The sequence below is a fragment of the Agromyces mediolanus genome, assembly GCF_014648575.1.
Classification (GTDB): domain Bacteria; phylum Actinomycetota; class Actinomycetes; order Actinomycetales; family Microbacteriaceae; genus Agromyces; species Agromyces mediolanus.
This window is the reverse complement of the sequence record NZ_BMRJ01000002.1, coordinates 254,808-277,355: the sequence shown is the minus strand read 5'-3', so window position 1 is coordinate 277,355 and position 22,548 is coordinate 254,808. Positions and strand designations below refer to the sequence as shown.

Below are 22,548 nucleotides of genomic sequence, written 5' to 3'. Positions count from 1 at the left end.
GCCGCGCCGGGACGGAACGGAAGTCGCAGAACGACCCCCTCGGCGGGCCAGCGGGGCCCGGGCGCTGAGCGGGGCGGCGCCCTGTGCTCAGCGGAGCACGCGGTCCCGCCCGGCCAGGAAGCCGAAGACGACCGTGAGGCACACGAGTCCGGCGAGCACGAGCAGCGGCGGCGTCCACGAGCCGGTGACGTCGTGCATGAGGCCGACCGCGATCGGCCCGATCGCCGCGAGCGTATAGCCGACCGACTGCGCCATGCCGGACAGCGAGGCCGCCTGCGCGTGGTGGCTCGTGCGCAGGCCGAACGAGCTCAGCGCGATCACGATGTTCGATCCGCCCGCGATGCCCGCGAGGATCGCCCACCCGGCGGCGAGCTGCGGCGCGAGCAGCACCCCGAGCACCGAGCCGAGGAAGAGCGCCGAGCTGCCCGCGGCGAGCCAGCGCTGGTCGCGGAGTCTCGGGATGAGCGCGGATGCCGCGAGGCTCCCCGCGATGCCCGCCCCGTTCAGCAGCAGCTGGTGGAGGCCCGCCGAGGCCCGGTCGATCCCCGCCGAGGCCTCGATCGAGGGCAGCCAGGTGATCAGCACGTAGAAGCCGAGCGACTGCAGCCCCATGAACGCGGTGACCTGCCAGCCGATCGCCGAGCGCCACGGCGAGCGCAGCCCCGAGAGGTCGGGGTGCTCGGCGTCGGCGAGGTCCTGCGCCGAGAGGTGCGTGGTGCGCCGGAACTGCGGCAGCATGACGACGATCGCGATGAGCGCGAGGCCGGCCCACATGCCGAGCGGCAGCCGCCAGCCGAGCGCCGACGCGCCCGCGACGGGCACCGCGACGCCGGCGGCGAGCGCGGCGAAGGCGGCCTGCACGGCCGAGTAGGTGCCGGTGACCTGGCCGATGCGCTTCGGGAAGTCGCGCTTCACGACCGCGGGCAGCACGACGTTCAGCACGGCGATCGCGACGCCGAGCAGGGCGGTGCCGATCCAGAGCAGCGGCAGGCCGGGCAGGGAGCGCACGACGAGGCCGACGGCGAGCGCGGCGAGGGCGATGCCGAGCGAGCGCTCGAGGCCGATGCGGCTCGCGACCGCCGGCGCGATCGGCGAGACGATCGCGAAGGCGACGAGCGGCAGGCTGATGAGCACGGATGCCTCGAGCGAGGCCAGCCCGAGATCCTGCTGCAGCTCGCCGAGGACCGGGCCGACCGTGGTGATGCCGGCGCGGAGGTTCGCCGCGACGAGCAGCAGCCCCGCGAGCACGAGCGCGGGGCTGAGGGCGCGGGCCGCTCCCCCGCGGCTCATCGGGCGGCCTCGGCGTCGCTCGCGGCGGTGCCGGCGACGGCGCCGGGGAATCCGGTCTGCTCGTGCGCGAGGCGCACCATCCGCTCGGCGGCCGCGGCCGCGGCCTCGGGCTCGCCGGCGACGATCGCCTCGGCGAGCTCGGCGTGGGCGTCGTCGACGTGCCCGAACGCGGCGCGCTGGGCGGCGAGGTCGACCTCGGGCCCCGAGAGCGGTGCGAGGGCCTGCTCGTTGCCGCCGACCCCGCGGTAGAGCTCGGCGAGCAGGGCGTTGCCCGAGGCATCCTGCACCGCGCGGTGGAAGCGCACGTCGGCGGCCGCATACTCCGGCGCCGTCTCGGCGGCGGCTCGGGCGGCGAGCGCCTCGAGGATGGCCCGGCGCTCCGGTTCACCCGCACGCAGGGCGGCGAGCCGGGCGCCCTCGCGCTCGAGCAGGAGCCGCACCTCGGCGACGTCCTCGGCGCGGTCGTGGTCGAGCCGCCGGGCGAGCGCCGGGGCGACGTCGCTCGCGGCGACGACGAAGGTGCCGTAGCCGGCGCGGGCGCCCAGGAGCCCGGCGTGCACGAGCGAGCGGATCGCCTCGCGCAGGCTGTTGCGGCTCACCTCGAACTCGGCGGCCAGCTCGGCCTCGGTCGGCAGGAGCGCGCCGACGGCGTACTCCCCCTCGGCGATGCGGCGGCGGAGCTCGTCGGCCAGTTGCGTGGAGAGCGGGGTGTTGTGGGAGATTCCGGGCACCGCACCACCCTACGCCCGATTGAGCCAAATGTTGGACAAAGTGCCGTCGATGGGCCCGGGATCCGTCCGGGTGGATGCGGCTGTCGGCGGCCGGTGGCATCATCGCGCCCATGGACGAGGACGTCATCGACTGGCTGCTGCACGCCGACCCCGCGATCCGCTGGCAGGTGCAACGCGATCTGCTCGACTCGCCGAGTGATCTCGTCGCCGCCGAACGGGCGCTCGCGACGCGCGAGGGGCTCGCCGCGCGCATCCTCGAGCTGCAGGACGAGCGGGGCTACTGGGGCGGCTTCACGTACGGGCCGCAGCGCGAGCGCGACAGCGTGATGTGGACCCTGCACGTGCTGCTCCGCTTCGGCGTCGACCCGAAGGCGCCGGAGGTGCGCACCGCGATCGAACGCGTGCGCGAGGGTGTGCACTGGCCCGAGGAGGACGGCGGCCGGCCCTTCTTCGCCGGCGAGATCGAGGAGTGCGTCAACGGCGGCGTGCTGGCGTACGCCGCGTACTTCGGGGTGCTCGACGAGGCATCCGATCGCCTGGTCGACCGTCTGCTGGGCCAGCGGCTCAGCGACGGCGGCTGGAACTGCGACCCCGTCGAGGAGTCGGTGCGCTCCTCCTTCGACAGCACGCTCTGCGTGCTCGAGGGGCTGCGCGCGTACCAGCGGGAGACCGGAACGGCGGATGCCTCGATCGCCGACGCCGTGCGCACGGGCGAGGAGTACCTGCTCGAGCGCAGCCTGTTCCGCCGCCGGAGCACCGGCGAACTCGCGAACCCGCAGTACGCGACGTTCGCGTTCCCCATGTACTGGTTCTACGACGTGCTGCGCGCCCTCGAGCACTTCCGGTTGAACGGCGGGGCGCCCGACGCGCGGCTCGCCCCGGCGCTCGAGCTGCTGCTCGCGCAGCGGTTGCCCGACGGCCGCTGGCCGGCCGGACCGCAGCGGCCGACGCTGCGCGGCTACGTCGTCGAGGCGCCCGAGGGGCAGCCGAGCCGGTGGAACACGCTGCGGGCGCTCCGGGTGCTGCGCTGGGCGGAGCCCGCCGCGCTCACGCGCCGCTGAGGCATCCGCCCGCCGGCGGGCGTGAGGATTCCGTTCGGATCGCGCGCCGGGCCGTTCGGACTCCGTCGGGCCCCCGTCGGCCGGCCTCGATCCGGCGTAGACCGGACGGCATGACCCTGACGACCATCCTGCCGACGCTCCGCCTCAGCATCCCCGACCCGCACACCCCCGGGCTCTGGCCCGCGGAGACGCGGATGACGGTGACCGACGTGATCGTCGCCGGCGTCTCGCTGTCCGCGCTGGCGGCGGCGCGAGGCACCCCCTGCCGACCCGCGGCGGCCGACGGCATCCTGCTCATGCGGGTGACCGGCTGCGTCGACGGCGTGCCGAGCCGCCTCCTCGTCGACGCCGAGTTCGACGCCGCGGCGGTCTGCGCGGGCGAGACCCGGCTCGTCGGCCGGGCGTCGCGAGCGCGTGCGGCCCGCTTCGAGATCGGCGGCCCGGAGTGCGGATGTCTCGCCGAGCTGCCCGGCGACGTCGGGATCGGGGATCTGCTCGCCGTGCCGATCGCCCACGGCGCCGTGCCGACCCAACGCCGAGTTGCCCGACTTTCATGAAAGTCGGGCAACACCGCGTTGGGGCGGCTCAGCTGAGCTTCTTCCGGTAGATCGCGATCGCGAAGCCGTACGCGACGACCAGGATGCCGACGAGCCAGGCGAGCGCGATCCAGATCTCGCCGCCCACGGATTGGCCCGCGAATAGCGCCCGGATCGTGTTCACGATCGAGGTGACCGGCTGATTCTCGGCGAACCAGGCCACCGGCGCCGGCATCGAATCGGTCGGCACGAAGGCCGAGCTGATGAACGGCAGGAAGATCAGCGGGTAGCTGAACGCGCTCGCCCCGTCGACCGACTTCGCCGAGAGCCCAGCCACCACGGCCAACCAGGTGAGCGCGAGGATGAAGAGCACCAGGATGCCGGCGACGCCGAGCCACGCCCCCACGGACGCCCCCGTGCGGAACCCCATGATCAGGGCGACGCCCACGACGATCGCGACGGAGACGAGGTTCGCGACCACCGAGGTGAGCACGTGCGCCCAGAGCACGCTCGAGCGGGCGATCGGCATCGACTGGAATCGGTCGAAGATGCCGCCCTGCAGATCGAGGAACAGCCGGTACGAGGTGTACGCGACGCCCGAGGCGATCGTGATGAGCAGGATGCCGGGCAGCAGGTAGTTGATGTACGACTCGTCGGAGCCCGTGTTGATCGCCCCGCCGAGCACGTACACGAACAGCAGCATGAGCGCGATCGGGGTGACCGCGGTCGTGATGATCGTGTCGGGGCTGCGGAGGATGTGGCGCAGCGAGCGCCCGGTGAGCACGCCGGTGTCGGCGATGGCGTGGGTGGTCATCGTGCTTCCTTTCGTGCTGAGGCATCCGCCGCCGCGTCGGCGTTCTCCGCCGCGTCGGCCTCGCCCGTGTCGCCGACGAGCGCGAGGAAGACGTCCTCCAAGGAGGGCTGCTTCTCGACGTACTCGATCTCGGCGGGCGGGAGGAGCTGCTTGAGCTCGGCCAGGGTGCCGTTCTGGATGATGGTGCCGCGGTGCAGGATCGCGATGCGGTCGGCGAGCTGCTCGGCCTCGTCGAGGTACTGCGTGGTGAGCAGCACGGTGGTGCCGCCATCGGCGAGCTGCTTCACGGTGCGCCAGACGTCGATGCGGGCCTGCGGGTCGAGCCCGGTGGTGGGCTCGTCGAGGAAGATGATCTTCGGCTCGCCGATGAGGCTCATCGCGATGTCCAGCCGGCGGCGCATGCCGCCGGAGTACGTCGCCGCCCGGCGGTCGCCCGCCTCGGTCAGGGAGAAGCGCGCGAGCAGCTCCTCGGCGACGGCGGCGGGATGCTTCACGTGCCGCAGCTTCGCCACGAGCACGAGGTTCTCCCGCCCGCTCAGCACCTCGTCGACCGCGGCGAACTGCCCGGTGAGGCTGATCGACTCGCGCACCTCGCCCGGCTCGCTGCCCACGTCGTGCCCCTGCACGGTCGCGGCACCCGCGTCGGCCTTCAGCAGCGTCGAGAGGATGCGCACGAGCGTCGTCTTGCCGGCCCCGTTCGAGCCGAGCAGGGCGAAGATGCTGCCCCGCTCGACGTCGAAGTCGACCCCGCGCAGCACGTGCACGTCCTTGAAGGACTTCTCGATGCCCCGCACCCGGATGGCGGTGTCACTCATTTCCGGTCACCTCGCTTCGCCTGCTCGATGTCCTTGACGAGGCGCGCGCGCTCCTTGTCGATCCACTGCGCGCCGCCGTACGCCTTGGCGAACTCCTCGGCGAACTCGACGGGGTCGTCGCCCACGATGTCGGCGACGGGGGTGCCGTCGACGGCCGCGCGCTCCCAGAGGTCGGCGAGATCCACGAACATCTGCACGAGGGTCTCGCCGTCGGTGATGCCGCCGTAGTACATGAAGTACCGCTGGCAGGCGTTCGCGGCGGTGCGGTACGGCTCGGGCAGCGCCTCGAGGCGGGCCTTCGTCTGGCGGTACTGCTTCTTCTGCTCGAGCGAGCCGGTCAAGGCTTCGATCCACTTGGCAGCCATGGTCACTTCTCCCCTTCGTGGAGCTGTTCGATACGTTCTGCGAGGAAGCTCCACGTCCTCCAGAACTCTTCGAGTTCGTCGTGCCCCTTGGCGTTCAGGGTGAACACCTTGCGGGGCGGGCCCTTCTCGGAGGGCACCTTCTCGACGTCGACGAGGCCGCGCTGCTCGACTCGGACGAGCAGGGCGTAGATGGTGCCCTCGGCGATGTCGGTGAAGCCGCGCTCGCGGAGCCGCGCGGTGATGTCGTAGCCGTAGGCCGGCTGCACCGCGATGATCGCGAGGACGATGCCCTCGAGCGTGCCCTTGAGCATCTCGGTCATCTGCTTGCCCATCGGGATGCTCCCTTCTCTTCATGCTTTGCTATTCAGTGTTGCTGAGTACCACTAGAAAGTAACACTGAGTACCGGTACTTAGCAACACCGAATACCGAACTTTTTCGGAGTTGCCCGACTTTCATGAAAGTCGGGCAACTCCTGGTCGGGGCGAGGCAGGATGAAGACATGGCCGACGACGACGCACTGGCCGAGATCGCCGGGGAGCTCTACGGAACGCTTCCCGCGGAGTTCGTCGCGGCCCGGAACGCCCGGGCGAAGGAGCTGAAGCCGCACGACCCGGCGCTCGCGGCCGCGGTCGCCGAGCTGCGCCGCCCGGCCCCGGCCGCCTGGCTCGTGAACCAGCTCGCCAGGCACCGGCGGGACGAGCTCGAGCAGCTCCTCGAACTCGGCGAGGAGCTGCGGGCCGCCCAGGCCGAACTCGACGCGGCCTCGCTCACCGCCCTCGCCCGGCAGCGGCGCACCGTGGTCGCCGCCCTCGCCCGCGAGGCGGGCGCGGTCGCCGACGAGCTCGGCGCGCCCGTGCGCCAGCCGGTGCTCGACGAGGTCGCCGAGACGCTGCAGGCGGCGATGACGGATGCCTCGGCCGCCGACGCCGTGCGCACGGGGCTGCTCGTGCGGGCGCTCGAAGCCGTCGGCACCGAGGTCGAGCTCGACGGGGCCGTCGCCGGCGGGCTCGCGGGAGGTGTCGCCCCGGCAGCCGCGCGGCGGCGGGCCGATCCGCCGGACGAGCTCGCCGAGCGACGCACGCGCAAGCAGCGGGAGGCCAGGGCGCGCGCCGAGCGGGAGCTCGCCGAGGCGGAGGAGCGGGCGGATGCCGCCAAGGCCGCTGCGACCGAGGCATCCGAGCTGGTCGACGCGGCGAGCGCCGCCGCCGGAGCCGCCGCCGCGCAGCGGGACGCCCTGCTCGCCGAGCGCCGCGAACTCGAACGCCGACTGAGCGACGCCGAGGGCGAACTGGCCCGCGCCGAGCAGGCGGTGCCGCCGCTCGAACGGGATCGCGCGCGGGCCGCCCGGGCGGCGAGCGAGGCCCGCGCCGCCGCCGAGGCGCTGCGCGCCCGCCTGGACCCCTGAGCCCCCTGGTTCCCTGAGCCCCCCTGGTTCCCTGAGCCCGTCGAAGGGAACCCCCACCCCGCTTCGACAAGCTCAGCGGACCACCGGGGTGAGATCATCGTTCGCATGAGCTCCGAGGCGATCGCGTCGATCCGCGCCGCGATCGTCGCGGACCCGGCGAACCGCGCGTTCGTGGACGCCGGGGCGCAGCCCGTCTTCACCGCCGACCCCCGCGCGCGCATCCTCGTCGTCGGGCAGTCCCCCGGCAGGCAGGCGCAGGACAACGCCCTCCCCTGGAGCGATGCGAGCGGCGCGCGGCTCCGCGACTGGCTCGGCGTGGACGAGCCCACCTTCCGCGCGCCGGAGACATTCGCGTTCCTGTCGATGGACTTCTTCTACCCGGGTCGCGGCCCGAACGGCGACCTGCCGCCGCGGCCCGGCTTCGCCGCGAGGTGGCATCCGCCGATCCTGCGATCGATGCCCGAGCTCCGGCTGACCCTGCTCATCGGCGGCTACGCGCAGCGGCACTACCTGGGTCGGCGGGGCGGCGCCAGTCTCACCCGGACGGTGCGCGACTTCGCCGAGTTCGGGCCGGCGATCGTCCCGCTCGTGCATCCGAGCCCCCGCAACACGGCCTGGCAGCAGCGGAACCCCTGGTTCGCCGCCGAACTGCTGCCCGTGCTGCGCGAGCGGGTCGCCGCCGCCCTGGCCCCCTGAGCCCGTCGAAGGGAACAGCTGGTTCCCTGAGCCCGTCGAAGGGAACACCTGGTTCCCTGAGCCCGTCGAAGGGAACGCCGCTTCGACGAGCTCAGCGGACCACAGCCGCTTCGACAAGCTCAGCGCACCAACGCCGCTTCGACAAGCTCAGCGCACCACCACCGAAGCGGACCGCGTTCGTCGATTTGCGGCCGGGGCCGCACTCTGGCAGGATCCCCCTACCTTCGGGGTGGTTCCCACCCGGAAGGACATCGGAGGCCGGCGTTTTCCCTGCCGCTCCGATGGCACGGCCGGCCCGGGCAAGCATCCCCCCGATCTCGCCCGGGTCGACCCCCACTGCGGTGCGCCGGCACGCCGCTCGAACGGTTGACGTGCCGCAACCACCGCAGTGCGCGTCAGCATACTCCCAGGCGGCACCCGGCCAACACCCCCGAACGGGCGACGCGCCGCGGCAGCTTGGAAGCGCTCTCAGCCAGCGGCGACCCGCACGCGTTCCGGGACGGGCTGCGAGGGGTGCGGCGCATCGAGCAGCTCCGCCTGGAGCTCCCACAGCTGCACCTCGAGTTCCTCGCGGATGCCGCGGTACGCCGGATCGCGCACGACGTTCCGCAGCTCCTCGGGGTCGAGCTCGAGGTCGTACAGCTCCCACTCCGGCGGGTAGACGTGCGGCGAGCTGCCCGGCAGCCCCATCCCGTCGTTGTAGAAGTAGATGAGCTTGTACCGCTCCGTGCGGATGCCGTAGTGCGCGAGCGCGTGATGGTTCACATCGTCGTTCTCGAAGTAGCGGTAGTACATCGCGGGGCGCGTCGGGGCATCCGGCTCGCTCGTGAGCTGCGGCCAGATGCTGAGTCCCTGCATCCGCGGATGCGGGGCGACCCCGGCGGCCTCGAGCACGGTCTGCGCGAAGTCGACGTTCGTGACGATCTGCCCGAGCGGTTCGGAGCGGGCCGGAATGCGCGACGGGCAGCTCACGAGCAGCGGCATCCGCAGCGACTCGTCGTACATGAAGCGCTTGTCGAACCAGCCGTGGTCGCCGAGGAAGAAGCCCTGGTCCGAGGTGTACATCAGGAGCGTGTCGTCGAACGAGTCGTGCGCGCGCAGCCAGTCGATCACCCGGCCGACGTTGTCGTCGACGGACGCCACGCACGCGAGGTAGTCCTCCATGTAGCGCTGGTACTTCCACAGCGCGGCCTGCTCGTAGTCGAGCCCCTCGGGCGGCAGCTCCTTGAGGTCCGCGAGCGTCAGATGGTCGGCGATCCGCATCGCCGCACGGTGCGCCGCCGAGCCCCGGGTGGCGTAGTCGTCGCCGAAGGTCGCCGGCACCGGGATCGGCTCGCGGTACATGCCGCGGTGCCGCTCGTCCGGCTCCCACGGGCGGTGCGGCGCCTTGTGGTGCACGAGCAGGCACCACGGCTCCTCCCCCTCGAGCGAGTCCAGCCAGTCGAGCGAGAGATCGGTGATGACGTCGGTCGCATACCCCTCGACGATCTCGACGCCCTGCGCCGTGCGGATCTGCGGATCGAAGTACTCGCCCTGATCGCGCAGCACCGCCCAGTAGTCGAAGCCCTCCGGGTCGTGCCCGGGCCCCTCCCCCATGTGCCACTTGCCGACGATCGCCGTGCGGTAGCCGGCCTCCTTGAGCTGCGAGACGAAGGTCGGCTGCGAGGCGTCGATCGGGGTCTCGAGCGTGGTGACGCCGTTGACGTGGCTGTAGGTCCCGGTGAGGATCGTGGCCCGGCTCGGCGTGCACAGCGCGTTCGTGCAGAAGCAGTTGTCGAGCCGGACGCCGGCCTCGGCGATCTCGTCGATCCGCGGGGTGCGGTTCACGACCGAGCCGTAGGCGCCGATCGCGTGCGCGGCGTGGTCGTCGGTCAGGATGATGACGACGTTGGGCCGTCGGGGATGCTCGGTGCTCATCGTCCTCATTCGTGCACGAGCGTGCGCTCGGGGGTGTAGGCCGCGTCGTCGAAGCCGCCGAAGGAGGGGTCGTAGTCGACCCCGCCGACGGGGTACATCGCGGTCATCCAGTGCGAGAAGTTGTCGCCCCGCTCCTGCAGCAGTCGGTAGAGCCGCTCCAGCATCCGCTGGCGGATCGCGCCGTACTCCGGCAGTTCGTAGACGTTCTGCAGCTCGTCGGGGTCGAGTCCGAGGTCGTAGAGCTCGTTCACCGACTCCGGGTTGACGACCAGCTTGTAGCGCTCGTTCCGCAGCATGCGCTGCGGATACGGGAACTGGTGGCCGTGGAACTCGCAGACGATGTCGTCGGGCCACTCGGGCGAGTCGCCCGCGACGAGCGGCACGAGGCTGCGGGAGTCCGTCGCCGGCGTCGGGTCCACCCCGGCGAGCTCGAGGATCGTCGCGGTGCAGTCGAGCAGGCTGACGAACTCGTCGCGCACCTGCCCAGCGGGCGCCCCGGGGATCCGGACGATGCCCGGGGTGCGGTAGATGTCCTCGTACATCGCCGGCCCCTTGTCGTGGAGCCGGTGCGAGCCGGTGAACTCGCCGTGATCGCACGTGAAGAACACCGCCGTGTCGTCGACGAGGCCGAGCCGCTCGAGCGCCGCCATGACCCGGGCGATCTGCTCGTCGATGAGGGTGATGTACCCCCAGGACACGGCGATGAGCTTGCGGCTCTGCTCGACCGTCAGCGAGTCGAACGCCCAGTGCGCGCTGTAGTTGCGCTGCACCGGCGGCTTGCCCGCGAACGTCTCGAGCATCGAGACGGGCAACTCGATCTGCTCGGGATCGAAGCGGTCGAAGTACTCGCTCGGCACGATGTACGGCAGGTGGGGGCCGAAGAAGTGCAGCGCGAGGAAGAACGGCCGCCGTCCCGAGCGGTAGTCGTCCGCGTAGCGTTCGAGCATCTCGATCGTGCGCGTCGCGAGGTAGTACTCGAAGGTCGCCTCGACGGGCTGGTGCAGGCGGGCGGCGAGCAGGTTGCCCGGCCCGCCGTTCGGCAGCACGCCGCGGATGCGGTCGCTGATCTCGTACGGCGGCAGCCCGTGCTCCTCGAGGTACGCGAGGTAGTCCTCGTGGTCGATCGCGTTGTGCCAGCCGTCGAAGTGCGGCCCGTCGAAGCCGAAGTCGGCCGCGGTGCGCTTCGTGCCGGCATGCCACTTGCCGAGCAGGCCGCAGTTGTAGCCCGCCTCGCGCAGTGCCGAGGAGAACGCGAACTGCCCGTCCGGGAGATCCTCGATGTAGCCGACGTTGCGCTCGTGATTCGCGAGCAGCTTGTGCCGGAACGGCGCCTGCCCGGTGAGCAGGCTCGCCCGCGCCGGCGTGCAGATCGCGGTGGGCGTGAACCAGCGGTCGAACCGGGTGCCGCTCGCCGCGAGGGCGTCGAGCGCGGGCGTCTCCGCCGCGGTGTTCCCGTAGGCACCGAGGCTGTCGACCCGGTGCTGGTCGGTCATCAGGAAGAGGATGTTGCGCCCGGTCACGTCACTTCCCCGCAGCGACGAACTGCTCGCCGAGGTAGTAGGTGGAGGCGTCCGTCGGCTCGTCGAGCTTGCCCGCCGTGACGAAGTACTCGTTCAGGCCGGTGAGCCAGGAGGCGACCGTGCCGTCCTCGGTGAGCTCGTCGAGCTCGCTCGCCGAGAGGTACTTCGCGTTCGCGGCATCCGCGGCGAAGCCCTTCGGGTCGGCCTTGAGCTTCGCGGCCGTGAGCTCGACGGTCTCGTCGAGGTGCTCGACGCGGTAGTCCATCGCCTCGCGGAGCACCGCGAGCACGGCCTCCGTGGCCTCCGGGTGCTCCTCCGCGAAGGCGGGGCTGACCACGAAGGCGCTCGGGAAGGCGATCTCCTCGGCGAAGTCCTCGTTCTCGGCGAGGATCTCGAGGTCGGGCACCTGCTGCTCGATCGTGCCGATGAGCGGGTACCAGATGCCCGCCGCGTCGACCTGCTTCGACGAGAACGCCGAGACCACGGTCGCCGGGTCCATGGCGACCTTCTCGACGTCGTCGATGGTGAGCCCGGCCGACTTCAGCGCCATCGTCAGGATCATGTCGCCCGAGGTGCCCTCGGGCACGGCGACCTTCTTGCCCTTGAGGTCCTCGATCGAGTCGATGCCGGGCTGCGCGATCACACGGTCGGCGTTGCCGAGGCCGTTGATCGCGGCGATCTCCGCCTGCCCCGAGGCGGGCAGCCACATGGCGCCCGGCCCGATGTAGCCGAAGTCCAGGTCGTTCGTGCCGAGCGCCTGGATCTGCAGCGGGCCGTTGGTGAAGACGGGGGTCTCGACCTCGAGCCCCTGCTTCTCCCAGAGGCCCTGCTCCTCGGCGATCGCGAGGAGGCTGCCGCCGTTGAAGTCGGCGATGTAGCCGAAGCGGATCTTCGGGAAGTCGGCCGCGGCGTCGCCGCTCGCGGCGGGCGCCTCGGAGCCGGCGCTCGAGCAGCCGGCGAGGGCGAGGGCGGCGGCGGCCGCCGTGGCGATGGCGGCGACGATGCCGCGCGTGGTCCTGATCTGCATGGGGGTCCTCTGCTCTGGCCGTCAGGCGACGGCGGTGGGGGATGGTGCGATGGCTCGGTGGGTGGCGTCGACGCGCCGGCCGGGGGTCTGGTGGTACACGGCGCTCCACACCCGGTTGCGGAGCTCGGTGAACTCGGGGCTGAGGCGCAGGTCCTCGGTGCGCGGGCCCGGCAGCTCCACGTCGATGACGTCGTAGATCCGACCGGGCCGCGCCGCCATCACGACGACGCGGTTGGCGAGGAAGACGGCCTCGTCGACGTCGTGCGTGATGAACATGACGGTGCGCTTCTCGCGGCTCCACGTGTCGAGCAGCTGCTCCTGGAGCTTCACGCGGGTGAGGGCGTCGAGGGCGCCGAACGGTTCGTCCATGAGCAGGATGCTGGGATCGACGGCGTACGCCCTCGCGATCGCGCAGCGCTGCTTCATGCCGCCGGAGAGCATCTTCGGCAGCGCGTCGGCGAACTCGCCGAGGCCGACCATCTCGATGAAGTGCTCGGCCTTCTCACGCCGGTCCTTCGCGCTCAGCCCGGCGGTCTTCAGCCCGAACTCGACGTTCTTGCGCACCGTGAGCCAGGGGAAGAGCGCGTACTGCTGGAAGATGACGCCGCGGTCGGGCCCCGGCCCGGTGACGGGTCGGCCGTCGACGAGGGCCTCGCCGCTCGTCGGGGTGTCAAGCCCGGCGAGGATGTTCATGAGGGTGGACTTGCCGCACCCGGAGGGCCCGACGACGGTGATGAACTCGTTGTCGGCGACGTCGAGCGAGACGTCGTCGAGGGCGACGAACTCCTCGCCCTTGAGGTCGAAGGTACGGGTGACGTTCCGCACCGAGATGCGGGGGCCGCCGGCGGTGGGCGTGGTCGTGGTCATCGGCGTTCCTGCCATCCGGTGAGCTTCTTCTCGGCGAGCAGCAGGAGCCGGTCCATGACCAGGCCGAGCACGCCGATGACGATGAGGCCGACGAAGATCGTCGGGAGGTCGTAGTAGAGCTGGGCCTGCTGCATCCGGTAGCCGAGGCCCTGCTGGGCGGCGATGAGCTCCGCCGCGACGAGCGTCGCCCAGGCGGCGCCGAGGCCGACGCGCATGCCGACGAGGATGAACGGCACGGATGCCGGCACGACGACCCGCACGAAGATGCCGGCGTCCTTGGTGCCCAGCACCCGGGCGGCGTTGATGAGCGTCCGGTCGACGTTCACGACGCCCTGGAACGTCGAGATGACGCAGGCGAAGAACGCCGCCAGGAAGATCACGAGGATCTTCGGCTCCTCGCCGATCCCGAGCAGCACGATCGCGAGCGGGATGATCGCGAGCGGCGGGATGGTCCGGAAGAACTGGATCCACGGCTCGATGAGCCCGCGCGCCCAGGCGTACCAGCCCATCAGGAAGCCGACGGGGATGGCGACGATCGTGCCGAGCGCGAAGCCGACGAGCACGCGGGTGAGGCTCGCGACGAGATCGGCGCCGAGGGTGCCGTCGACGGTGAGCTCCCAGCCGCGCACGACGACGTCGGCGGGCGAGGGCAGCTTGAAGCCGATCGACGACAGCAACCACCACACGCCGATGCCGGCGGCGATGCTGATCGCGCTCAGCAGCAGGGTGCGGGCGCGCTTCGCGGAGTCCTGCCGCGCGCGGCGCGTGCGGCGGGACGGCTCGGCGTTCGGCTCGGCGAGCGCGCTCGCCGAGGTGGCGGTGCCGGGCTCGTCGCGGGCGGTCACGGTCTCGGTCATCGAGGCCATCGGAGTCCTCCTCGGGGGAAAGCGGACACTAGGCGTTGCTCCTTCGCAATCGGGTCTCGGCCGACGCGTCGTCGGCGGTCAGGGTGGCGTAGCCGGCGAGCAGCGGCGAGCTGCGCAGCAGCGCGATGATGCCGCCGATGGCGCCGCCCTCGTCGCCGAGCACGGCGCGCCGGATGCGCGGGGTCGAGCCGCCCACGGGGACGAGCTCGTAGGCGACGGTCGCGGCGATCTGCTCGACGACGACCTCGGACACGTGCGCCACCTCGCCGCCGATGACGATGTCGGCGGGGTTCGTGGCGACGGCGAGCGAACCGAGCACCTGGCCGACGGCCTCCCCCGCCTCGCGCAGGGCGGCGATGACGATCGGGTCGCCCTTCGCGGCGGCGGCGTCGAGCTCGGCCAGGGTGGTGACGGCGGCGCCCGTCTCGGTGCAGCGCCGCAGGATCGCGTCGATCGAGGCGATGGTCTCGAGGCATCCGCGCTTGCCGCAGCGGCAGTCGACGCTGCTGCCGGCGACGCTCATGTGCCCGAACTCCCCGGCGAACCCGGCCGCGCCCGTGACGAGCCGGCCGCCGATGACGAGCCCGCCGCCGATGCCGGCGGACAGCCGCACGTACAGCAGGTGCTCGGTCTCGGTGCTCGGTTCCCAGGCGGCCTCGCCGAGGGCCGCGAGGCGGGTGTTGTTGTCGACGAGCACGGGGACGCCGAAGCGACGTTCGAAGGCCGTGCGGACCAGTTCGGCCCCGACCCGGCGGGCCTCGGCGACCGGCTCGGCGCGCCGCCGCGGCAGGCGCGGCGAGAACGGACCGGGGAAGCCGATGGCGACGCCCTGGATGCCCTCGTAGTGCAGTTCGGGCGCCTCCGCGAGCCGCTCGATGAGCCCGAGGGCGAGCTCGACGCGGGTGCCCCAGTCGGCCGGCTCCTCGTACGGCGCCACGTCGGAGGCGATGAGCTCGTGCGCGGCGTTCATCACGGCGACCCGGACGCGCCGGTGCGAGAAGTCCACGCCGAGGTACTGCCCCGCCGCCGGGTCCAGCGTCAGGATCTCGGCCGGTCGGCCGCGGCCGACGCGCGGCGAGTCGTCGATCGTGACCGACACGACGCCGCGCGAGATGAGGTTGCCGGAGATCTCCGAGAGGGTCGTGCGCGACAGCCCGATGTGCTTCGCGAGCTCGCCGCGGGTCATCCCGCCGTGCTGGCGCAGCAGCTGCAGCACGCGGTCCTCGTGCGTGCGTCTGACGAGCGTGTGCACTCCGCTGGGCAATGGCATGCGTTGAACGCTAAGCGGGCCGATTTTTTCCGTCAACCACCCGACAGAATTCGCCGGGAAAAACATCCATCGCTTTGTGAAAACCCTCCGGACATGGACGGTCCGGCGGCGATCAGCGTCGGCGGCGCAGCTCCGGCAGCACCGCCACGGCGCCCACCACGATCGCCGCGACGAGCACCGCGACCGCGAACCCGCCCGTCGCGAGGGCGGCGGCGATCGTGCCGAACACGGCGATACCGAGGCCCGAGCCGAGCGCGAAGCCGATCTCCTGGATCGCGCCGACCTGCCCGGCCTGGTCCTCGGTGGTCGCCTCGAACAGCGCCGTCGCGGCGAGCGTGCCGGCGATGCCGAAGCCGAGGCCCACGAGCACGAGCGGGGCGGCGATGAGCCCCGGATCGCTCGCGAGCCAGCCGAGGCCGGCCGCCTGCGCGAGCAGGGCGAGCACGGTCAGCGTGTTCGCGGACAGCCAGCGGAGCAGCAGCGGCGTGACGACGCCGCCCGCCGCGATCGCGGCCGCCTGCGGCAGCAGGGCGAGGCCGGCCTCCGCCGCGCTCGCGCCACGGGTGTCCTGCAGCTGCAGGCTGACGAGCAGCACCGAGGCCGCCGAGGCGCCGGCGCTGACGAGGATCCGGGTGATCGCCGGCGAGAACCCCGCGAGCCCGAACAGCCGCACGTCGATGAGCGGTTCGCGCAGCCGCCGCTGCCGCACGATGAAGAAGACGAGGCTCGCGACGGCCACCGCACCGGCGATGATCGCCACGAGCGGGGCGGCGACCGCCTCGTGCAGCGCGAGCACCAGCCCGCCGAGGGCGAGCATCGAGGCGAGGATGCTCGGCACGTCCCAGCCCGGGCGGACGCTGCTGCGCGAGTCGGGCACCAGCCAGGCCGCGAGCACGATCGCGATGATCGCGAGCGGCACGCTGCCGAGGAAGAGCCAGCGCCAGCCCGGGCCCTCGGCGAGCGCGCCGCCGAGCACCGGCCCGAGCGCGTTGCCCACGCCGAAGGTCGCGGTCCAGAGGCCGTAGGCGACGACACGGTCGCGCCCGGCGTAGCGGGCGCCGATCGTGGCGACCACGCCCGCGATCACGAACGCCTCCGCGATGCCGAGCAGCGCCCGCGCCCCGATGAGCATCGCGCCACCGGTGGCGAGGCCGCCGGCCAGGTTCAGGACGGCGAAGCCGGCGAGTCCGATGAGGATGATCCGCTTGCGGCCGAACGCGTCGCCGATCCTCGCCGCGATGATGAGCGTCGCGGCCATCGCGAGCGAATAGCTGTCGACGAGCCAGAGCGCTTCGGTGTCGCCGAGCGAGAGCTCCGCGCGGATCGCGGGCAGCGCGGTCGCGGCGCTGCTGATCGCGAGCGAGCCGATGAGGATGCCGAGCAGCATCGGCACCATCGCGGCCCACCGGCGGATCGAGGAACGAGAGTCGGGGAGGGCCGGAGAGAGGGTCACTGCTCCATTCTGTGGAGTACAGTACGAAGGGACAAGTACGGACATTCTCGTCAGGTAGTGCCTGTTTGGATACTATGGGCGCGAGGAGTCATCCGATCGCCACCCGGAGGTGCAGCCGATGCGAGAGAAGACCGAACGCGTCATCCGCGAATGGACCGACACCTGCGACGCCGAGGTTTCGATCGCCGTGCTCGGCGGCGCGTGGAAGCCGAGCATCCTGAAAGCCCTGGCCGAGCACGGCGTGCTCCGCTTCGGCGAGCTCGGGCGCCTGCTCGACAACCCCACCGCCCGGGTGCTGACGCGCCAGCTGCGCGAGCTCGAACAGGACGGCCTCGTCACCCGCACCGTGTACCAGCAGGTGCCGCCGAAGGTCGAGTACCGGCTGAGCGAGCTCGGCGAGAGCGCGGGCCCCCTCGTCGAGGCGCTGACCCGCTGGGGCGGCCACTACGCGGGACTCCAGCGCGCGACGGCCGCGGTCGCCGCGCCGACCGCGGGCTGACCCGGGAGCCGTCGGCATCCGATCGATCCGGACCGCGGAAGTCGGGCACCGGGCTGCCGCGACGAGCAGGCTGGACGGCGAAGGAGGAACCGTGATCGCGACGCTCGACCGCGTCGTCGAGCTGGTCGAGCAGACCCTCGACGGCCCGATGGAGCTGGCGGCGCTCGCGCGCCGGGCTGGCACGACCGAGTACCACCTGCGTCGCATGTTCTCGTCGCTGGCGGGGATGCCGCTCTCGGAGTACGTCCGCCGGCGGCGGATGACGCTCGCCGCGGCGGAGGTCCTCGGCGACGGCGAGCTGCTCGACATCGCCGTCCACCACGGCTACGGCTCGACGGAGGCGTTCGGCCGGGCGTTCCGTGCGGTGCACGGGGCGTCCCCGGCCGAGGTGCGTCGCGACGGCGGCCCCCTTCGCACGCAACCGCAGCTCAGGTTCCGCCTGACCGTCGAAGGGAGTGCCCCGATGGACACCCGCATCACCGATCGCCCCGCGTTCACGCTCGCCGGCCACGCCGCGCGCGTCCCGCTCATCCACGAGGGGGTGAATCCGCACATCCAGGCGCACATCGCGGCGATCGAGCCGAGCGAGCACGCCCGGTTGAAGCAGCTCGGCGACACCGAGCCGCGCGGACTCCTCCAGGTGAGCGCCGACGTGGACCCCGACGCCCGCGAGGGCACGCCCCTGACGTATCTGCACGGCGTCGCGCTCGCGGACGCCGCGGCAGCGCCCGACGACCTCGACACGATCGAGGTCCCGGCCGGTCAGTGGGCCGTGTTCCGCGTCGCCGGCGAGTATCCGGCCGCGCTGCAGACCGCGTGGGCCGCGACGGCGACGGACTGGTTCCCGTCGAACCCGTGGCGGCTCCGCCCCGGCCCGTCGATCGTCGCCGTGCTCGACCGCGCGGACGATTTCACCACGGCGACGTGCGAGCTCTGGCTCCCGGTCGAGCGCGCGTGACCGCACGAGTCGGCGGCCCGACCCCCTCGGGCCGCCGACGGCGGGCTCAGCGCGAGTAGTAAAAGTACGCGCTCCAGTAGCCACCGCCGCTGTGGTAGCAGGGCTGGCGCAGATCGACCTTGTAGCCGGTCATCAGCTTGCCGCGGATGGCGCTCGTCAGCATGCCCTTGCAGGCGCTCTGCCCCTGCACGCTGACGCTGTACGCCTTCCAGTCGGCGGCCTGGGCCGGTGCCGCAGTCGCCACGCCACCCGTGACGACGAGAGCGAGTGCCGCGGTCGTCGTGGCCAGCCGGATCTTGCGCTTCATGGTTCTTCTCCCCCGGATTCGGTGTCCCTTGTGCTCCAATGCAAGCAGCTCGGGCCTCGGTGCGGAATGGGGAGAACTCCCCGCTTCCGGGCATCCGGCCGCTCAGGCGGCCCGGATCGCGGCGAGCACCCGTTCGATATCGCGGAGGTCGTTGAAGCCGTGCACGCCGATGCGGAGTCGATCGCCGGTCACGCGTGCGCGCACGTCCGCCTCGGCGAGACGGGCGGCGAGCCGTTCGGGGCGCGCCACCCGCACCACCCGGATGTGCGAGCCCGCCCCGGTCCGGGCGGGGACGGCGCCGAGCTCGAGCGCTTCGCGTTCGAAGAGCTCGGCGAGTTCGAGCGCACGCTCCTCGATCGCGAGCGGATCGAGCCGGGCGAGGAGGCCCAGCGCCGCCTCCGCCCCGATCCAGGAGAGCCAGGCCTGCGAGGTGTCGCACCGCGCGAGCCCGCCGCCGAGCTGCGGGCGGCCGCCGAACAGTCCCTCGGCGCCCTCGGCGGTCTTCCAGCCCGGCGCGATGGCTTCCAGCTGAACCGCCGCTGCGGGAGCCGCGACGAGCCACGCCGCGCCGCGCGGGGCGAGCATCCACTTGTAGCCGTGCACCGCGAGGTAGTCGGGCGCCGCCGCCGGGATCGGCGAACGGAGCACGCCGAGGCTCTGCGTCGCGTTCACGAAGAGCTCGGCGCCGACCTCGCTCGCGCGCTCCCGCAGCGCCGCGAGGTCGATCCGTTCCCCGTCGAGCGTCGTCGTCTCCGACACCGCGACGAGCGAGACGCCCGGCCGGATCCGTTCGAGCAGCGCGTCGCTCCGGCTCTCGCCGGCTTCGACCGGCACGAGCCCGACGGGGCGGCGGGGGTCCCGGCCGGCCTCGGCGACGAAGGGCAGCAGCAGACTCTGGAACTCGTCGGCGGCGAGCAGCGCGACGCCCGCGGGTCGGAAGCGGGCGACCGTCGCGGCGGCCTCGGCGAGCGAGCCGAGCGTCGCGACCGATTCGCGCGGTACCCCGCACCAGGCCGCGAACCGCACCCTGGCGCGTTCGGAGGCCGCGTCCCAGTCGCCCCAGTCGAAGTCACCGGCCAGCTGCCCGTCGATCGCGCGCCGGAGGGCCGCCGCGACCGGCGCCGCCGCCGGGGCCGAGCCGGGGGTGTCGAGCCAGGCCCAGCGCTCCAACGCCGGGAAGCTCGCGCGGAACTCCTCCGGCGTCATCGCGGGACCGCGACCACGGCCTCGATCTCGACGAGGAGCTCCGGGGCGGCGAGCTCGGCCGCCACGAACGCGGAGTGCGCGGGGTAGGCGCCGTCCGGGTACCAACGGCCGAAGACCTCGGTGCGGACCCCCGCGAACTCCCGGAAGCTCCCCTCGCCCGCGACGATCGTGAAGAGCTTCACGATGTGGGCGGGGGTCGCGCCGAGCTCGTCGAGCAGGAGCTCGAGATTGCGGAAGACCTGCGCCGTCTGCGCTCCGCAGCCGCCGGGAGCGAGCACGCCGGCGCGGTCCTGTCCCACCTGCCCCGAGAGGTACACGAGGCGGTGGTCGTCCGGCACGACCGTGTAGTGCCGGAACTGCCCGATCGGTGCGGCGAGCGCGTCGGGGTTGCCTCCGGTGACGATCATGGCCGTTCTCCTCCTTCATCGAGCGTTCCGGGCATCCGGAACACGGTCTTGCCCAGCGTCCGTCCGTCGGCGCTCGCGCGCATGGCGGCCGGGGCCTCCTCGAGCGGATGCACCGCGTCGACGACGGGCCGGATCCCATGCTCGCGCACGAAGGCGAGCGCGTCACGGAACTCCTCCGCGCTGCCCACGGAGGTGCCCCGCAGGCTCAGCTGCCGGAAGAACAGCTCGCGCAGCGACAGCCGGATCTCCGCGCCCGTCGTCGCCCCGAGGGTGACGACGCGGCCGCCGGGTCGCAGCGTGCCGAGCGCCGCCGGCACGCTCGCGGCGCCGACCGTGTCGACGACGAGGTCCACCGGTGGCAGGCGGGCCGCGCCGAGCTCGTCGCTCGGCACCGCCGCGGCGGCACCGCGGGCGAGCGCGAAGTCGCGCTTCTCGGCCGAGCGGCTCGTCACGGTGACCCGGGCGCCCGCGGCGAGCGCGAGATCGAGCGCGAGAAGGCCGACCCCGCTGCCGATGCCCGGGATGAGCACGTGCTCGCCCGCGACCAGCTCGCCGACGGTGAAGAGCGCCCGGTAGGCGGTGACCGCGGCGAGCCCGAGCGCCCCGGCCTCGGGCCCCGAGAGGTGCGCCGGCACGGGGTGGGCGTTCCCCACCGGCACGGCGACGAACTCCGCGAAGGTCCCGGGTGCGCGGCCGCCGAGCAGGTCGGGGTGCTCGGGCACCCGGGCGCGCTCCGGCCAGTTCAGGGTGGGGTCGAGCAGCACCCGGTCGCCGAGCGCGGGCGCGTCGCCCCCGAGCGCGGGCCCGTCGCCCCCGAGCGCGGGCCCGTCGCTGCCGTGCGCCGGCCAGGCGGCGGGCCCCACGCCCACCACCCGGCCGACCGCGTCGGCGCCGAGGATCCGCGCCGGTTCCGAGCCGTCGCGCCGCTCGGCGGTGAACAGCTCGTGCCGGTTCAGGCCCGCGTACTCGACGGCGAGCAGCACCTCCCCCGCCGCGGGTTCCGGGGCCGGCATCCGCGCGACGCGCAGCCCGTCGAGCCCCGCCGACCCGCTGTGCACGAGGGCCAGCATGCCGGCATCCGCGCCCGTCATGCGCCCGCCGCGGGGATCGCGCCGGTGCGCAGTTCGGCGTGCTTCGTCTCCGGGGTGAACAGGGCGGCGATGAGGCTGATGACCGCACCGCCCACGAGGTACCAGGAGGGCGACCAGCTCGAGCCCGTCGCCGTGACGAGGGCCTGCGCGACGAGCGGGCCGAGGCCGCCGAAGAGCACCACGCCGAGGTTGTAGCCGACCGCGAGGCCGCTGTACCGCTGCGCGGTCGGGAAGAGCTCGGCGAAGAGCGCGGGCTGGGCCGCGAGCATCATCGCGTCGCCGACGAGGATGAGCCCGATGCCGAGGATCGCGAGGCCGAGCTGCTGGGTGTGCAGCAGCAGGAAGCCGATCGGCGTGGTGACGATCACGAGCGCTGCGCCCCAGCGGATGAACGGACGCCGGCCGAAGCGGTCGCACGCCTTCGCGAACGCGAGCACCAGCGCGACGAGCACGAGCATCGAGACGAGGCCGATGTTGCGCGCCTCCGTGTCGGCGTACCCGAGCTGCCCCGCGAAGAATGTCGGCCCCCAGACGAGCAGCACGTAGGTGCACATGGTGGGCGAGGCGACGAGTCCCGCGACGAGCAGCACCGAGCGCCAGTTCTCGCGCAGCACGCGGGTGAGCGGCGAGCGGCCGGCCTGGCGGCCGTCGGATGCCTCGACCTCGGCCTTCGCCTCGGTGAACTCGGCGGGGTCGGCGAGCCGGAGCCGCATGTACAGCCCGATCAGGCCGAGCGGGAGCGCGACGAGGAACGGGATGCGCCAGCCCCACTCCAGCACCGCTTCGGGGCTCATCGAGGTGGTGATGAAGAGCGAGGTGAGCGCCGCGACGAACATGCCGAGCACGATCGTGATGGTCTGGAAGCTGCCGTACCAGGCGCGCTTGCCCGCGGGGGCGGTCTCGATGATGTACGTGACCGCGCCCATCCACTCGCCGCCGGCGGAGAGCCCTTGCACCAGGCGCAGCAGGAAGATCAGGATCGGAGCCAGGACGCCGATGCTCGCGTACGGCGGCACGAGGCCCATGAGCGCGGTCGCGATCGAGATCATCAGGATGATCGCCGACAGGGCGGCCTTCCGGCCCAGCCGGTCGCCGACGAGGCCGAACAGCACCCCGCCGAGCGGGCGGATGATGAAGCTGATGCCGAAGACGAGGAACGTCGTCAGCAGGGCGACGGCCGGATCCTCCTGGGGGAAGAAGAGCGCCGCGAAGACCGCGGCGAAGTAGCCGTACAGGACGAATTCGTACCACTCGAGGAAGTTGCCGATGCAGGCGGCGACGATCGCGCGCATCTGCGAGGGCTGCAGGCCCTTCTCGCGGGCGTTGCGGGGGTGCGTGACAGTCATCGTGAGCTCCTTTGCTGTTCGGTGACGCGGGGGATGGATCGGGTGACGCGTGGGATGGATCGGATGACGCGGGAGGATCGCCGGGACGATCGGGGCGGAT

24 protein-coding genes are annotated in these 22,548 nt (G+C 72.4%); 6 read left to right on the top strand and 18 right to left on the bottom strand.

Going from position 1 to position 22,548, the window contains the following annotated elements:
* Positions 1–87 precede the first annotated feature (87 nt).
* Positions 88–1,290: a CynX/NimT family MFS transporter gene (locus IEY71_RS11140; RefSeq protein ID WP_189085410.1), complete on the bottom strand. Its 1,203-nt coding sequence runs from the start codon at positions 1,288–1,290 to the stop codon at positions 88–90.
* Entirely contained in the window at positions 1,287–2,021 is a 735-nt protein-coding gene (locus IEY71_RS11135) for a FadR/GntR family transcriptional regulator (protein ID WP_189085409.1), read from the bottom strand. The genes IEY71_RS11140 and IEY71_RS11135 overlap by 4 nt, the downstream gene beginning before the upstream one ends.
* A 110-nt stretch (positions 2,022–2,131) precedes the next feature.
* On the opposite strand from IEY71_RS11135, the gene IEY71_RS11130 reads away from it, so the two are divergent.
* Positions 2,132–3,082: a hypothetical protein gene (locus IEY71_RS11130; RefSeq protein ID WP_189085408.1), complete on the top strand. Its 951-nt coding sequence runs from the start codon at positions 2,132–2,134 to the stop codon at positions 3,080–3,082.
* A gap of 110 nt (positions 3,083–3,192) precedes the next feature.
* The gene (locus IEY71_RS11125; protein ID WP_189085407.1) at positions 3,193–3,639 is read left to right on the top strand and encodes a hypothetical protein; all 447 of its coding nucleotides are present in this window, start codon (positions 3,193–3,195) and stop codon (positions 3,637–3,639) included.
* Positions 3,640–3,667: 28 nt separating this feature from the next.
* Here IEY71_RS11125 and IEY71_RS11120 read toward each other — a convergent pair whose 3' ends face one another.
* The 4 genes from IEY71_RS11120 to IEY71_RS11105 are packed head-to-tail and all read right to left on the bottom strand — an operon-like array spanning position 3,668 to position 5,944.
* The gene (locus tag IEY71_RS11120; protein WP_189085406.1) at positions 3,668–4,432 is read right to left on the bottom strand and encodes an ABC transporter permease; all 765 of its coding nucleotides are present in this window, start codon (positions 4,430–4,432) and stop codon (positions 3,668–3,670) included.
* Complete coding sequence (locus tag IEY71_RS11115; RefSeq protein ID WP_189085405.1) at positions 4,429–5,247, bottom strand: ABC transporter ATP-binding protein; 819 nt, start codon at positions 5,245–5,247, stop codon at positions 4,429–4,431. Before IEY71_RS11115 ends, IEY71_RS11120 begins: the two co-directional genes overlap by 4 nt.
* Positions 5,244–5,612, bottom strand: a complete 369-nt coding sequence (locus tag IEY71_RS11110; protein WP_189085404.1) for a DUF1048 domain-containing protein — start codon at positions 5,610–5,612, stop codon at positions 5,244–5,246. The genes IEY71_RS11115 and IEY71_RS11110 overlap by 4 nt, the downstream gene beginning before the upstream one ends.
* Before the next feature lie 2 nt (positions 5,613–5,614).
* The gene (locus IEY71_RS11105) at positions 5,615–5,944 is read right to left on the bottom strand and encodes a PadR family transcriptional regulator (protein ID WP_189085403.1); all 330 of its coding nucleotides are present in this window, start codon (positions 5,942–5,944) and stop codon (positions 5,615–5,617) included.
* A 168-nt stretch (positions 5,945–6,112) separates the two neighbouring features.
* On the opposite strand from IEY71_RS11105, the gene IEY71_RS11100 reads away from it, so the two are divergent.
* Positions 6,113–7,018, top strand: a complete 906-nt coding sequence (locus tag IEY71_RS11100) for a hypothetical protein (RefSeq protein ID WP_189085402.1) — start codon at positions 6,113–6,115, stop codon at positions 7,016–7,018.
* 105 nt (positions 7,019–7,123) lie between these two features.
* Positions 7,124–7,714: a uracil-DNA glycosylase family protein gene (locus IEY71_RS11095; protein ID WP_189085401.1), complete on the top strand. Its 591-nt coding sequence runs from the start codon at positions 7,124–7,126 to the stop codon at positions 7,712–7,714.
* 468 nt (positions 7,715–8,182) lie between these two features.
* On the opposite strand, the gene IEY71_RS11090 is transcribed toward IEY71_RS11095, so the two are convergent.
* The 7 genes from IEY71_RS11090 to IEY71_RS11060 form a co-directional block, all read right to left on the bottom strand.
* Positions 8,183–9,631, bottom strand: a complete 1,449-nt coding sequence (locus IEY71_RS11090; protein ID WP_189085400.1) for a sulfatase family protein — start codon at positions 9,629–9,631, stop codon at positions 8,183–8,185.
* Positions 9,632–9,636: 5 nt separating this feature from the next.
* The gene (locus IEY71_RS11085) at positions 9,637–11,151 is read right to left on the bottom strand and encodes a sulfatase family protein (protein WP_189085399.1); all 1,515 of its coding nucleotides are present in this window, start codon (positions 11,149–11,151) and stop codon (positions 9,637–9,639) included.
* Between the two features lies 1 nt (position 11,152).
* A complete protein-coding gene (locus IEY71_RS11080; protein WP_189085398.1) occupies positions 11,153–12,178 on the bottom strand; it encodes an aliphatic sulfonate ABC transporter substrate-binding protein in 1,026 nt (341 codons plus the stop codon).
* Positions 12,179–12,199: 21 nt separating this feature from the next.
* Positions 12,200–13,045, bottom strand: a complete 846-nt coding sequence (locus IEY71_RS11075) for an ABC transporter ATP-binding protein (RefSeq protein WP_229781690.1) — start codon at positions 13,043–13,045, stop codon at positions 12,200–12,202.
* Positions 13,042–13,902: an ABC transporter permease gene (locus tag IEY71_RS11070; RefSeq protein WP_189085396.1), complete on the bottom strand. Its 861-nt coding sequence runs from the start codon at positions 13,900–13,902 to the stop codon at positions 13,042–13,044. Before IEY71_RS11070 ends, IEY71_RS11075 begins: the two co-directional genes overlap by 4 nt.
* Before the next feature lie 37 nt (positions 13,903–13,939).
* Positions 13,940–15,181: an ROK family transcriptional regulator gene (locus tag IEY71_RS11065; protein WP_189085395.1), complete on the bottom strand. Its 1,242-nt coding sequence runs from the start codon at positions 15,179–15,181 to the stop codon at positions 13,940–13,942.
* A gap of 112 nt (positions 15,182–15,293) precedes the next feature.
* A complete protein-coding gene (locus IEY71_RS11060; RefSeq protein WP_189085394.1) occupies positions 15,294–16,634 on the bottom strand; it encodes an MFS transporter in 1,341 nt (446 codons plus the stop codon).
* 118 nt (positions 16,635–16,752) lie between these two features.
* On the opposite strand from IEY71_RS11060, the gene IEY71_RS11055 reads away from it, so the two are divergent.
* Positions 16,753–17,133: a winged helix-turn-helix transcriptional regulator gene (locus IEY71_RS11055; protein ID WP_189085393.1), complete on the top strand. Its 381-nt coding sequence runs from the start codon at positions 16,753–16,755 to the stop codon at positions 17,131–17,133.
* 91 nt (positions 17,134–17,224) lie between these two features.
* Positions 17,225–18,091, top strand: a complete 867-nt coding sequence (locus IEY71_RS11050; protein ID WP_189085392.1) for an AraC family transcriptional regulator — start codon at positions 17,225–17,227, stop codon at positions 18,089–18,091.
* A 46-nt stretch (positions 18,092–18,137) separates the two neighbouring features.
* On the opposite strand, the gene IEY71_RS11045 is transcribed toward IEY71_RS11050, so the two are convergent.
* The 5 genes from IEY71_RS11045 to IEY71_RS11025 all read right to left on the bottom strand — a co-directional run bounded on the left by IEY71_RS11045 (position 18,138) and on the right by IEY71_RS11025 (position 22,448).
* On the bottom strand, positions 18,138–18,398 hold the full coding sequence (locus tag IEY71_RS11045; protein WP_189085391.1) for a hypothetical protein: 261 nt from the start codon (positions 18,396–18,398) through the stop codon (positions 18,138–18,140).
* A 102-nt stretch (positions 18,399–18,500) separates the two neighbouring features.
* Positions 18,501–19,604, bottom strand: coding sequence for an aminotransferase class V-fold PLP-dependent enzyme (locus IEY71_RS11040; RefSeq protein ID WP_189085390.1), 1,104 nt, complete (start codon positions 19,602–19,604; stop codon positions 18,501–18,503).
* On the bottom strand, positions 19,601–20,011 hold the full coding sequence (locus IEY71_RS11035; protein ID WP_189085389.1) for a RidA family protein: 411 nt from the start codon (positions 20,009–20,011) through the stop codon (positions 19,601–19,603). The genes IEY71_RS11040 and IEY71_RS11035 overlap by 4 nt, the downstream gene beginning before the upstream one ends.
* Positions 20,008–21,102 (bottom strand): quinone oxidoreductase family protein, encoded by a 1,095-nt coding sequence (locus IEY71_RS11030; RefSeq protein ID WP_229781689.1) that lies wholly within the window; start codon positions 21,100–21,102, stop codon positions 20,008–20,010. The genes IEY71_RS11035 and IEY71_RS11030 overlap by 4 nt, the downstream gene beginning before the upstream one ends.
* Positions 21,099–22,448 carry an MFS transporter gene (locus IEY71_RS11025; RefSeq protein ID WP_189085388.1) on the bottom strand — a complete coding sequence of 450 codons (1,350 nt, stop codon included), beginning with the start codon at positions 22,446–22,448 and terminating at the stop codon, positions 21,099–21,101. Before IEY71_RS11025 ends, IEY71_RS11030 begins: the two co-directional genes overlap by 4 nt.
* Positions 22,449–22,548 lie beyond the last annotated feature (100 nt).

Coding starts and splice junctions, on each gene's coding strand:
- IEY71_RS11140 (WP_189085410.1), bottom strand. CDS start 1,290: ATGAGCCGCGGGGGAGCGGCCCGCGCCCTCAGCCCCGCGCTCGTGCTC.
- IEY71_RS11130 (WP_189085408.1), top strand. CDS start 2,132: ATGGACGAGGACGTCATCGACTGGCTGCTGCACGCCGACCCCGCGATC.
- IEY71_RS11125 (WP_189085407.1), top strand. CDS start 3,193: ATGACCCTGACGACCATCCTGCCGACGCTCCGCCTCAGCATCCCCGAC.
- IEY71_RS11120 (WP_189085406.1), bottom strand. CDS start 4,432: ATGACCACCCACGCCATCGCCGACACCGGCGTGCTCACCGGGCGCTCG.
- IEY71_RS11115 (WP_189085405.1), bottom strand. CDS start 5,247: ATGAGTGACACCGCCATCCGGGTGCGGGGCATCGAGAAGTCCTTCAAG.
- IEY71_RS11110 (WP_189085404.1), bottom strand. CDS start 5,612: ATGGCTGCCAAGTGGATCGAAGCCTTGACCGGCTCGCTCGAGCAGAAG.
- IEY71_RS11105 (WP_189085403.1), bottom strand. CDS start 5,944: ATGGGCAAGCAGATGACCGAGATGCTCAAGGGCACGCTCGAGGGCATC.
- IEY71_RS11100 (WP_189085402.1), top strand. CDS start 6,113: ATGGCCGACGACGACGCACTGGCCGAGATCGCCGGGGAGCTCTACGGA.
- IEY71_RS11095 (WP_189085401.1), top strand. CDS start 7,124: ATGAGCTCCGAGGCGATCGCGTCGATCCGCGCCGCGATCGTCGCGGAC.
- IEY71_RS11090 (WP_189085400.1), bottom strand. CDS start 9,631: ATGAGCACCGAGCATCCCCGACGGCCCAACGTCGTCATCATCCTGACC.
- IEY71_RS11080 (WP_189085398.1), bottom strand. CDS start 12,178: ATGCAGATCAGGACCACGCGCGGCATCGTCGCCGCCATCGCCACGGCG.
- IEY71_RS11075 (WP_229781690.1), bottom strand. CDS start 13,045: ATGACCACGACCACGCCCACCGCCGGCGGCCCCCGCATCTCGGTGCGG.
- IEY71_RS11070 (WP_189085396.1), bottom strand. CDS start 13,902: ATGACCGAGACCGTGACCGCCCGCGACGAGCCCGGCACCGCCACCTCG.
- IEY71_RS11065 (WP_189085395.1), bottom strand. CDS start 15,181: ATGCCATTGCCCAGCGGAGTGCACACGCTCGTCAGACGCACGCACGAG.
- IEY71_RS11055 (WP_189085393.1), top strand. CDS start 16,753: ATGCGAGAGAAGACCGAACGCGTCATCCGCGAATGGACCGACACCTGC.
- IEY71_RS11045 (WP_189085391.1), bottom strand. CDS start 18,398: ATGAAGCGCAAGATCCGGCTGGCCACGACGACCGCGGCACTCGCTCTC.
- IEY71_RS11040 (WP_189085390.1), bottom strand. CDS start 19,604: ATGACGCCGGAGGAGTTCCGCGCGAGCTTCCCGGCGTTGGAGCGCTGG.
- IEY71_RS11035 (WP_189085389.1), bottom strand. CDS start 20,011: ATGATCGTCACCGGAGGCAACCCCGACGCGCTCGCCGCACCGATCGGG.
- IEY71_RS11030 (WP_229781689.1), bottom strand. CDS start 21,102: ATGACGGGCGCGGATGCCGGCATGCTGGCCCTCGTGCACAGCGGGTCG.
- IEY71_RS11025 (WP_189085388.1), bottom strand. CDS start 22,448: ATGACTGTCACGCACCCCCGCAACGCCCGCGAGAAGGGCCTGCAGCCC.